The organism is Neorhizobium galegae (assembly GCF_017877055.1).
GTDB classification, from domain to species: Bacteria; Pseudomonadota; Alphaproteobacteria; order Rhizobiales; family Rhizobiaceae; genus Neorhizobium; species Neorhizobium galegae_D.
The window spans coordinates 61547-69981 of sequence record NZ_JAGIPG010000008.1 but is presented as its reverse complement, the minus strand read 5'-3'; the positions used below and the strand labels follow the sequence as shown (position 1 = coordinate 69981).

General features: G+C 54.5%; 14 protein-coding genes. 5 read left to right on the top strand and 9 right to left on the bottom strand.

Features of this window, described 5'->3' with window-relative positions:
- On the top strand, nucleotides 1–376 hold a 376-nt coding region (locus tag J2857_RS30555), incomplete at its 5' end, for a hypothetical protein (protein ID WP_210013835.1).
- Between the two features lie 26 nt (nucleotides 377–402).
- Here J2857_RS30555 and J2857_RS30550 read toward each other — a convergent pair.
- The 4 genes from J2857_RS30550 to J2857_RS30535 all read right to left on the bottom strand — a co-directional run bounded on the left by J2857_RS30550 (nucleotide 403) and on the right by J2857_RS30535 (nucleotide 2837).
- Nucleotides 403–1179: a hypothetical protein gene (locus tag J2857_RS30550; RefSeq protein ID WP_210013834.1), complete on the bottom strand. Its 777-nt coding sequence runs from the start codon at nucleotides 1177–1179 to the stop codon at nucleotides 403–405.
- 79 nt (nucleotides 1180–1258) lie between these two features.
- Nucleotides 1259–1774: a hypothetical protein gene (locus tag J2857_RS30545; protein ID WP_210013833.1), complete on the bottom strand. Its 516-nt coding sequence runs from the start codon at nucleotides 1772–1774 to the stop codon at nucleotides 1259–1261.
- 129 nt (nucleotides 1775–1903) lie between these two features.
- Nucleotides 1904–2194, bottom strand: coding sequence for a ribbon-helix-helix domain-containing protein (locus J2857_RS30540; protein WP_162746531.1), 291 nt, complete (start codon nucleotides 2192–2194; stop codon nucleotides 1904–1906).
- A complete protein-coding gene (locus J2857_RS30535) occupies nucleotides 2154–2837 on the bottom strand; it encodes a ParA family protein (RefSeq protein WP_210013832.1) in 684 nt (227 codons plus the stop codon). Before J2857_RS30535 ends, J2857_RS30540 begins: the two co-directional genes overlap by 41 nt.
- Before the next feature lie 113 nt (nucleotides 2838–2950).
- Between J2857_RS30535 and J2857_RS30530 the strand changes: the two genes are divergently transcribed.
- The 3 genes from J2857_RS30530 to J2857_RS30520 all read left to right on the top strand — a co-directional run bounded on the left by J2857_RS30530 (nucleotide 2951) and on the right by J2857_RS30520 (nucleotide 5437).
- Complete coding sequence (locus J2857_RS30530; RefSeq protein WP_210013831.1) at nucleotides 2951–3472, top strand: hypothetical protein; 522 nt, start codon at nucleotides 2951–2953, stop codon at nucleotides 3470–3472.
- A gap of 22 nt (nucleotides 3473–3494) precedes the next feature.
- Nucleotides 3495–4511, top strand: coding sequence for an HNH endonuclease (locus J2857_RS30525; protein WP_210013830.1), 1017 nt, complete (start codon nucleotides 3495–3497; stop codon nucleotides 4509–4511).
- Between the two features lie 131 nt (nucleotides 4512–4642).
- Nucleotides 4643–5437: a hypothetical protein gene (locus J2857_RS30520; RefSeq protein ID WP_210013829.1), complete on the top strand. Its 795-nt coding sequence runs from the start codon at nucleotides 4643–4645 to the stop codon at nucleotides 5435–5437.
- A gap of 162 nt (nucleotides 5438–5599) precedes the next feature.
- Here the strand turns inward: J2857_RS30520 and J2857_RS30515 are convergent, their stop codons facing one another.
- The 5 genes from J2857_RS30515 to J2857_RS30495 form a co-directional block, all read right to left on the bottom strand.
- On the bottom strand, nucleotides 5600–6409 hold the full coding sequence (locus tag J2857_RS30515; protein WP_210013828.1) for a metallophosphoesterase: 810 nt from the start codon (nucleotides 6407–6409) through the stop codon (nucleotides 5600–5602).
- Between the two features lie 72 nt (nucleotides 6410–6481).
- Nucleotides 6482–6907: a hypothetical protein gene (locus J2857_RS30510; protein WP_210013827.1), complete on the bottom strand. Its 426-nt coding sequence runs from the start codon at nucleotides 6905–6907 to the stop codon at nucleotides 6482–6484.
- Nucleotides 6891–7097 carry a hypothetical protein gene (locus J2857_RS30505; RefSeq protein WP_210013826.1) on the bottom strand — a complete coding sequence of 69 codons (207 nt, stop codon included), beginning with the start codon at nucleotides 7095–7097 and terminating at the stop codon, nucleotides 6891–6893. Before J2857_RS30505 ends, J2857_RS30510 begins: the two co-directional genes overlap by 17 nt.
- Entirely contained in the window at nucleotides 7091–7387 is a 297-nt protein-coding gene (locus J2857_RS30500) for a hypothetical protein (RefSeq protein ID WP_210013825.1), read from the bottom strand. Before J2857_RS30500 ends, J2857_RS30505 begins: the two co-directional genes overlap by 7 nt.
- A complete protein-coding gene (locus J2857_RS30495) occupies nucleotides 7384–7956 on the bottom strand; it encodes a hypothetical protein (protein WP_210013824.1) in 573 nt (190 codons plus the stop codon). Before J2857_RS30495 ends, J2857_RS30500 begins: the two co-directional genes overlap by 4 nt.
- Before the next feature lie 196 nt (nucleotides 7957–8152).
- Between J2857_RS30495 and J2857_RS30490 the strand changes: the two genes are divergently transcribed.
- Nucleotides 8153–8428, top strand: a complete 276-nt coding sequence (locus J2857_RS30490) for a hypothetical protein (RefSeq protein WP_210013823.1) — start codon at nucleotides 8153–8155, stop codon at nucleotides 8426–8428.
- Nucleotides 8429–8435 lie beyond the last annotated feature (7 nt).

Here is an 8435-nt window from a genome sequence, read left to right as displayed (position 1 = left end):
TCATCTTGCTACGACTGCTTGGCACCGTCGTTTTTACCTGCGGCAAATCAAGGAAAAATTCGGGGGTCTCCGGATCATCCTGAGGCCGCAGCCCCTGCCCGGCTCCGATAAGGATGAGATCGAGGTCATGGACGATGTTCCGGCTGACGTCTATGAGCCGCTCGGCACCATTGTCGATGACATTTACGCGCGGGCCGAACAGACATGCGAGGATTGCGGGAAGCCGGGTCAACGGCGGCCGAAACTCAGCTTCATCCAGACATTATGCGACGAACATTTCGAAGAGCGGTTTCGGGAAAAGAAGCGCCTCAAGAACCGGGCGAAGGCTGCAAAGCGTAGGGCAAAGAAGATCGCATCGAGCACTCAACAAATCTAGGCGTATACAGCTAGACATGGATACGCCTAGGTTGCCGCTTTGAAGAACGCTTCCCACACTGCAGCCACGGCTTGAGCTGCGCCGACGATCAGCAGGATCACTGTCAGGGCGACAATCCCAATCTGGATATTTCGATTTTCGTTGTGCCGCCTTTCCTCCAAGGCGAAATCAGTGATGGTGTTGAGGGCCTTGGGCTTCAGACCGTACCTGTGACCGTGATTGTACGCCTGCAGGTCTTGTGTCTCTTCAAGCGCTTCCAGCAGCAGGGTGTAATAGGTCAGGAGTTCGTCCTTGTCAGGACGGTGAACCCATCTTGCCGTGTAAAATTCGGTCATCAAGTCGAAGGGGCTTGTCCTGAAATCCCGGTCTTTGATTGTTTGGTCGGTGATATGTTCCAATACCTTGAAGCGGTCCATCCTAGTTAGGAGCTGCTTGTTGAATCTCGATTGAACCAGCCGGTCGAGGCCCACTCTGAAAAAGGGATAGTGAGTGACGTGATTCCAAAAGAACGATGGCATTCCATCGTGATAGAATGTCCACCCTCGGTAATAGTGCTGAACCCAAAGGCTGTAGTCCGCGAGTTCAGAGACTGGGAGAACGTCCTCTTCCGTAAAATTACGTCCGTCGTTAGACCTCTTGCCGATCAGCCCTCGTACATCCCGGTCGTTAACAAGAAATCTCGGGACCTGCTCTGAGTCCCTGAGATAGACGACATAAACGTCGTTGGACAGCGCCCTCTCACCGGATGTCGGGATCATGGTGCCTGAGGGCTTTTCCAAAGAGATGTTGATGACGCGCAGCATAAGCCAACGCCGGATGTACGCCCCTGCCCCCATTAAAGACCCCTGCCCCGATTCGGTTGTGCCGAGGGCCACCATCGCGTCACTTAGGCGTGTAGGCAATGTTCTTATCGTAAATCTTCGCCTTCAGCTTTAGCAGTCGCTCCCAGGCTTGCTTTGCCCCCGTGATATCTACGGTCACGTCCTGGTGTTGGCATTCTGGCCAATGGAGCTTCCAGACCTCACGGACGAGCTTCTTACCGGCGAAGATGGCCTCCATCTGCGCGGCCTCATCGAGGGTGTCGATACGCTTCCCATCAACCGCTACTCGTCTCGGCTGATAGTCGCAATCTGACGGGGCGGTCGCTGATGCCATTCCGGTATGCGCGTCGGTGATCGTCATTATCGGAATGCTGTCGAACTGGCCTGGCCGTGAGATGTAGGCCGTGCAATGACGCTTGAAGCGGATGTCGCCGTAGTCGTCGAGGACATCGGCCCGGCACCACAACGACCACTGCTTAAACTCAACGTTCTCGGCTGACTGGTGCGCAACACGATCTTGGGCAGTTGCAGACGAAGCAGCCAAAACGGCCGCGACACAAACGATATGAAGTCTCAAAATCTATTCCGATATTTGTCGAGGTGTATAGCTGTAGGTTTGCCTAGTTCCCTACAGCTTAGGTTCCTGATGATTTCACTGACGCCGGTCGAGCTGCCGACCTGTATACGAATCGACAGCTCTATATGGCTATATCTCAATTCCTAGCGTCCGAGCGCCCTTCTTCACGAAAAGCATCTTCAGCGCCTCTTCAATGAGATCGCGCTGCGACTGGCCGGTTTCGGCCGACAGAAGCTTCAGAGCTTTCCCGTATGGTGCTGGAAGATGAGCGCCGACGAGTACCGTATTCTCGCGGCTTGGTATCGCGCCTACCTTTTTCACCGGCTCCACAGGAGCTTCGACGGTAGGCGTTGCAGCTACCGGCGCTGGCGTGACCGCATCAAGCGCGCTTAGCAGACTTGGTTTTGGCTTGGTTGCCATCGGCCTCTCCATTGAGCTGTTGAGTTATATACGTGTATAGGTGTCGGATTTCCTCGGCGGCTTTGCCTTCAGGTTCGAACTCCTGAGGCGTGAGGCCCTGCATCTGAGCGCGGCCATAGGCTTTGCGCTGGTGCATATCGACCGGTGCGAGGCTTGCGCCCTGCATGTTGATGATGGCCTTGGTCTGCTGGACCTCCTGCCCCTGGAATGGGCAAAAAGTCAGGACCACGGAGACCTTCTTTCCCAAGCTCTGGGCCACCTGGACAGTGGCCTGGGTAGCTCGGATCGAGAAGACTTCCGGTTTCGTGGGGATCAGGACCAGGTCTGCGTGGGAAGCGGCGTCATGAGCGATGTCGCGGTGAACCGGCGGGCAATCAAGGATCACCAGGTCAGCCCCTGCTTCGCGCATTGCATCGAGATAGTGAGCTAGTCGAGAAATCTGGATGTCCCGGACTGCCAAGGCTCCTTTTTCCTCGCCAAGCTCCTTTTTGCGTTGGTCGCTCCAGAAGCAGGCGCTGGACTGTGGATCGAGATCGAACACGGCAACTGACTTGCCGTCCTCTTCTGCTGCGACCGCTAGGGCCGTTGCGAGCGTGGTCTTTGCGACGCCGCCTTTTTGGGAAGTGATAGCGAGAATCTTCATGAGCCCTATCTGTATCTGTGTCGATTAATATACGGTTAAAGTTGGATAGGCGTCGATGTGTCGGGATGTATACACCTAGATTGCATCGATTTCAATTCCTGCTAAGGTGCCTCATGAGCACAACGTCAGTCATCACCAGTGTAACGACAGCCTGCGGCGGTTCTATCACGGCCGAGGAGCTGGCTGTGCGCATCGTTGATCCCACCACGGCGGTTTCAGGCGATCCTTATGCCTTGGGGTTCTTCAGTGATGTATGGCTGAAGCAGCAGCTAGATTTCATTCAGGAGATGCAGGTCGATCTTGTATCAGCGATCTTGGTCGCTCGGGAGTTTACGAAGCTAGCCGGATGGGAGATGCCGCTTGGGAAGCTCGACCTGGATCAGATCGTCAAAGATCGATACCGGCTGAAGTATCTGCCCGTAGATGCCGAGCACGTCGATCACTACCGCGACTTTCTGGGGCGGACGGTTGATGAGCAGGATGCAATCCTGAAAACCTTGGACGGTCCTGAATACGAGCTGTTCCAGTCCTTCCAGGTCGCGCAGGCGCTTTACGTTCCGCCGGAGGAACGCGGTGGAAGCATTACGGCGGAGAAGATCGCCGCAAATCCGGACCGATACCGACGAGAGCTATAGAATGCTATCAATATACAAATCTATGCGTATACATCTCAATTCCTCGACCTCCCCAGAAGCCCTGATTACCGGAACTGTTCGTAAGGAGCTTCCGGAATGGAAGAAGGCCATCCTGTTCTACATGGGCAACTATGAGCTGATCGAGCATCATAAGCTCCAGGTCGGCCAAAAGGTGCGGCTTGGCGATAAGGACAACAGGGTTTGCCGCTTCTGTGGAAAGAGCAAGCCTGACGTGACCTTCAAGAAGATCGCCCACGCGATCCCGGAAGGCCTGGGGAACAAGTCCCTCGAAAGCTACTACGAATGCGATCCATGCAATGAGAAGTTTGGCAGTGGGATCGAAGACGACCTCGGTAAATGGTCGAAGCCCATGCGGACACTGGCGCGCATCTCGGGCAAGAACGGGGTTCCGACGCTCAAAAGGGGAGGGGACCAGAGCTGGAGGATCGATTACGACCGTACCGACGGTTTCAAGATCGTCTCCTACGAAGATGATCCGATCTTCGAACTGGATGAGGAGAGCCAACAGCTTACCCTGAAGCTTAGGCGCGAAAATCATATTCCCCTCAACGTGATGAAAGCGTTCTGGAAAATCGCCTACACGCTACTGCCTGAAAGCGAACTCCCTAATTTTCCTCACGTTTTGAACTGGATCACCACGTCTTACACGGCGTTCGCGACCGGGAAACTGGAAGTCCAATACGTATTCCAGCCGGGACCAATGCCGCCCGATCTCCTGGAAGTCTCTCTGATGCGTAGAGCATCAGCGGACGCGAAGCTTCCCTACATGCTGCTTGCCATTCGATATGGCAACGAGACCTTCACGGTCGTCGTACCTTCGGAAGCAAAGGACCCTAGCCCGCCTTGGGAGCCTCTGCCACCGTTCCGGTTCCCGGACCTTGTTGATCCGGGAACATTTGGTGAAGCTCAGTCTGGCAAAATCGACCTCTCTTCGGATCAACCTGCGAAAAGTGAATTCACAGTGGCCCTACATGCTGAAGTCGTTTACTCGGGCCCACCGAGACCCAAAGCGCCGTAATGTCTACGACTATAGGAGGCTACGTGTATATATGTAAATTGGTAGCGCTAACGTTCCGCACGTCTAGATATCGTACTGCGATTCAAGTAGGTTAGCCCAAGATTTGGGCGTTCGGGGAAGGGGCCTTGGCGATGTCTTTTCAGAAATCTTTAATGACTCTAGCCTTCATCATCACACCATTTTCACCAGCTCTTGCGGGTGAGTGCGACGCGATCCTTAAGGACGGCGTCCGGAACACCTACAAAACGCTGCAGAGCGGCAGTTTCAACTCGACGTTCAAGCAAAAATTTTGTGATGCCTACAGCTCCTCGAAGAGCGGCAGCAACTCTGGCAGCGCGGGTGGTTCGTATGGGCCCTTCTCGGCAAATGGCAGCGTGAGCAATTCAAAAATGGAGAGTATGTCAAAGGACTATTGCGGCGACACTGCCAGTGCAGTCTCTGATGAACGCGACCTAGAAGTCCTCAAGCTAATAGCTGACAAAAACATCGTAGACGCGTGGTCGAGTTGCACTGGCAACCAAACCGGCTTGTATGTCAACGGTCAACTGAACGGAAAGACGCTTGTCATTCAGTACAAGATGCGTTCGGCTGGGGCAGTCAATCAGGCCACGGTCGAAGGTAACCCAACCGTAATCAATGCAAAGTGCGATGAGGCCGTCAAAGACGGCACAGTGATCACGACAGGCGGGAGATTTCAGACCTGCACCCGCGAAAGCGACGATCCCATTACGATTGTGGTGAATACCTCTTTTGAATCAAAGATGTTTTTCATTCCGGCGTTCAACAAGGACGAGGTCAAGAAGGCCGAACCGGCTGCTGCCGCGCCCCAGGAATGCACATTAAATTGCATGTTGCCGGAGAACCGCGCTAAGGCGCAGTGCCATGGACCGGGTGGGCTCAGCATCCTAGGGGTTGTGAAGTGCTGAGCGGCAACTCTACGAATCAATGTGTATAGGGCTAGATTTGTAGGGAGGAATCCGCTTGGGCGGTGCGCTGATCTCCGCCAGGTCCATCAGCTCTTCAGGTGAGTGATCGCGCACCGTCTCAACTTCTCTATCTGTAGACATATCTACGCCTCGATCCAAAGCTCATCTTGCAGGAATTTCGATCACTTTGACTGGATCGAACTCCTTGTTCTCGTGTTCGCCGAGGTTCCGGCGCAGATAGCCGCGAGGATTGCAGACCACGTGGGTTTCCGTTCCCGGGACAACGTAATCGAAGCTGGTATGAGTGTGGCCGTGAATCCAGAACTCCGGCTGGTAATCATCGATCAGCTTCGACAGGTCCGATGTGAAAGACGGATTATAGTCGTCGCCCGCATACTTTTCAGCAACGGAAAGCGGGTGAGGAGCATGATGCGTAACCACAACAGTCGGACCATCGAAAGGCTCGTTCATCGACTGCGTCAGAAAGCGAACGCTGGCATCGTGCATGTCGGCCGTCATGTACGGCACGAAATCGCGACGCGATCCTTCTGGGGAAATAGAAGAAATAGCTCGATAGTCGTTCATGCCTCGGAGGGCGTGCATCGCTCCTGTCAGCGGGTCTCCGTAGAGATTGAAGTCGGTCCAGAGGGTAGCGCCCAGAAAACGAACCCCACCAATGACGACCTGCTCATTTTCGAGGAAGTGGACACCGGGGAAGTTTGACCGCTTCCGAAGACCGTCGGCCATGCTGGTCTCGAAGCACTGCTCGTAATATTCATGGTTGCCCGCGACCAGGACGACGTCATACCCGGCCATTACAAAATTGCGGTGAGCCCACTGGATACTAGCTGAGACCGGCGCGGTAATGTCGCCAGCCAGGATCACAACGTCTACATCGTTCGGCAGGATATGGCCGTAGTCACCGGTCGCTCCGTGGCGAAGGTGGAGATCAGAGATTGCAACGGCTTTCATGTTCCTACTTTCCGACATGTCAACATATATAGGCGTATACACCTAAATTGATAGCGCGCATTGGAGCGGTCGCTAATGATCGGCCCACACCTGTGGCGGCAGATCGACAATGTCGCCGTCGGCATACCTCAAATTATTCACGAGGTGAGCGTGACGGTCGCACGTGGTTTTGGTCCAGGAAGCTCCGATGCGAAGACGGCCGGGTTGTCCGCATTCTTCGCAAACCGTGACGGATAGCTTGCGGACAGCTTCGAAAATGGCTTGGACGCTTTCCTTCGGAAATATGTCTTTTAAGTCATATTCCTCGCAAAATATGACTCTTGAGTCATAAAGGACCAGCGATCCGAACTGCTCTTTTCCTCCTGTCAGCCGAGGAGGGCCGGGGAGGGTGGCGAGCTTCTCAGCAACTGAGCGTATGATCTGCTCCCAGCCGGGACCACAAGTGAACCGCGCCCCGGCTTTGATGACGGTGCCATATTGCTCATAGATTTGAGGCATGGTCCGGTTCGATTTCAGCAGCAAAGCGAGGCAGGTCGTCTTCTGAAAAGGCGATCTCTGCCTCTGGATGCCAGACGCTACCTTCCCGAGGTACGCAAATTGTCGGCAGCACCTCGCCAACATCGACGATGTGCATCAGGTCCAACCCGATGATCTCTAAGCGTTCGGCAGCTTCAGCGACTGTCAGCATGATTGCCTCCTATTGAAGGCATCTACCCCTTGAAGTAGGATGTACGCCTGAGATGCTGTCCATTTCAGAGCTTCAATACGAGGCAGCACGCTTGCCATCCAAATGCCATCCGCAGCTTGATGAAAGCGAAATTCAACCCAGTGGCGTCGCTGATCCATGGAAAGATGACGGGAGAGATCGTCATTGACCTTGAACAGCTCCTCGACCTTCGACGCGAGCGAGGCCGGAACCGGCAACAGATCGTCGGTCCACATGAAGTCGTAAAACTGCGAGATGTCAGTCTTTTTCATTCCTCGATCTCCTCGCCGGTTTCGACGTGATCGGGAACCGTGGATTGGATGAAGTCCATCGTCATGGGGCCGAAACCCATGTCTGAAACGTCCAGGCCAACGTCACGAGAACGAGCCCAGCCGGGCAGGCGGCCGTGGCTGTGTCCATACAGGTGGATCGCACCCTTATGCTGTCCAGGCCAGGCGCGATGAGCGTAGTGGGCCAAGAACAGGCGAATGCCGTTGTCGCTGGTCACCAGAGAATGAACTGGAGCAGCATCCCAAGGCAGTTCGGCAATGGCTGGCTTCAGCATTCCATCCCGGTCGATGTCGTGGTTCCCGATGATCAGCTGCTTCCGGCCATTCAAAGCATGGAAACAGCGCTTGATCCGCCCGGCATCCTTGCCGAAAGCGAAGTCACCCAGGATGTACAGGATGTCATCCTTTTTCACGCGAGCGTTGACACTGTCGATAATCGCCTGGTTCATCTCGTCGGCTGAGGAAAAAGGACGGGTCTCAGGGCAGAACCCCAACATCGCATCGTGGCAGAAATGAAAGTCTGCCGAGTACCATTTACGTGTGAAACCCATCGTCATTTCCTTTTGAACTCACACTCAACACTGGCATCACCATACTTGACATGGTGCCCATTGTCCACTATTAATTCATCAGCTCAGTAGCTCAATGGGTGTCTTCTCGAAGGCATTGACTGACCCCGACACAAGACGAGGCGGCCCTGTGCTGCCTCGTCCCTCTACTACCAGTATTGCGTCTAAAGGATTGAGAATGTCGAAGTCTTACCCTCGTGAGCAGATAGCTGCTGAACTCAGCGAACTGCGCCAAATTCGTTCCCGGATCGCTGACCTTCAGCAAATCGGGTGGTCGCTGATGTCCCAGACGAAGGCGACTGACACTCCGGCATCTGATGATCTTGTGAAGGACCTGACGACGGCTATCGGTCTTATCGACCGTATGGACAAGGTCGCCTGTGCTCGTGTCCAGCAGCTGTACGGGATGCCCACCCCTAAAACTAACGATAACAGCAAGGTGGAGGCGGCCTAAGCCGTCG

Excerpts from the sequence above, each read along its gene's own strand:
- J2857_RS30490 (WP_210013823.1), top strand. The coding sequence starts at position 8,153 with ATGTCGAAGTCTTACCCTCGTGAGCAGATAGCTGCTGAACTCAGCGAA.
- J2857_RS30525 (WP_210013830.1), top strand. The coding sequence starts at position 3,495 with ATGCGTATACATCTCAATTCCTCGACCTCCCCAGAAGCCCTGATTACC.
- J2857_RS30500 (WP_210013825.1), bottom strand. The coding sequence starts at position 7,387 with ATGAAAAAGACTGACATCTCGCAGTTTTACGACTTCATGTGGACCGAC.
- J2857_RS30550 (WP_210013834.1), bottom strand. The coding sequence starts at position 1,179 with ATGCTGCGCGTCATCAACATCTCTTTGGAAAAGCCCTCAGGCACCATG.
- J2857_RS30540 (WP_162746531.1), bottom strand. The coding sequence starts at position 2,194 with ATGGCAACCAAGCCAAAACCAAGTCTGCTAAGCGCGCTTGATGCGGTC.
- J2857_RS30530 (WP_210013831.1), top strand. The coding sequence starts at position 2,951 with ATGAGCACAACGTCAGTCATCACCAGTGTAACGACAGCCTGCGGCGGT.
- J2857_RS30515 (WP_210013828.1), bottom strand. The coding sequence starts at position 6,409 with ATGAAAGCCGTTGCAATCTCTGATCTCCACCTTCGCCACGGAGCGACC.
- J2857_RS30520 (WP_210013829.1), top strand. The coding sequence starts at position 4,643 with ATGTCTTTTCAGAAATCTTTAATGACTCTAGCCTTCATCATCACACCA.
- J2857_RS30510 (WP_210013827.1), bottom strand. The coding sequence starts at position 6,907 with ATGCCTCAAATCTATGAGCAATATGGCACCGTCATCAAAGCCGGGGCG.
- J2857_RS30505 (WP_210013826.1), bottom strand. The coding sequence starts at position 7,097 with ATGCTGACAGTCGCTGAAGCTGCCGAACGCTTAGAGATCATCGGGTTG.
- J2857_RS30535 (WP_210013832.1), bottom strand. The coding sequence starts at position 2,837 with ATGAAGATTCTCGCTATCACTTCCCAAAAAGGCGGCGTCGCAAAGACC.
- J2857_RS30495 (WP_210013824.1), bottom strand. The coding sequence starts at position 7,956 with ATGGGTTTCACACGTAAATGGTACTCGGCAGACTTTCATTTCTGCCAC.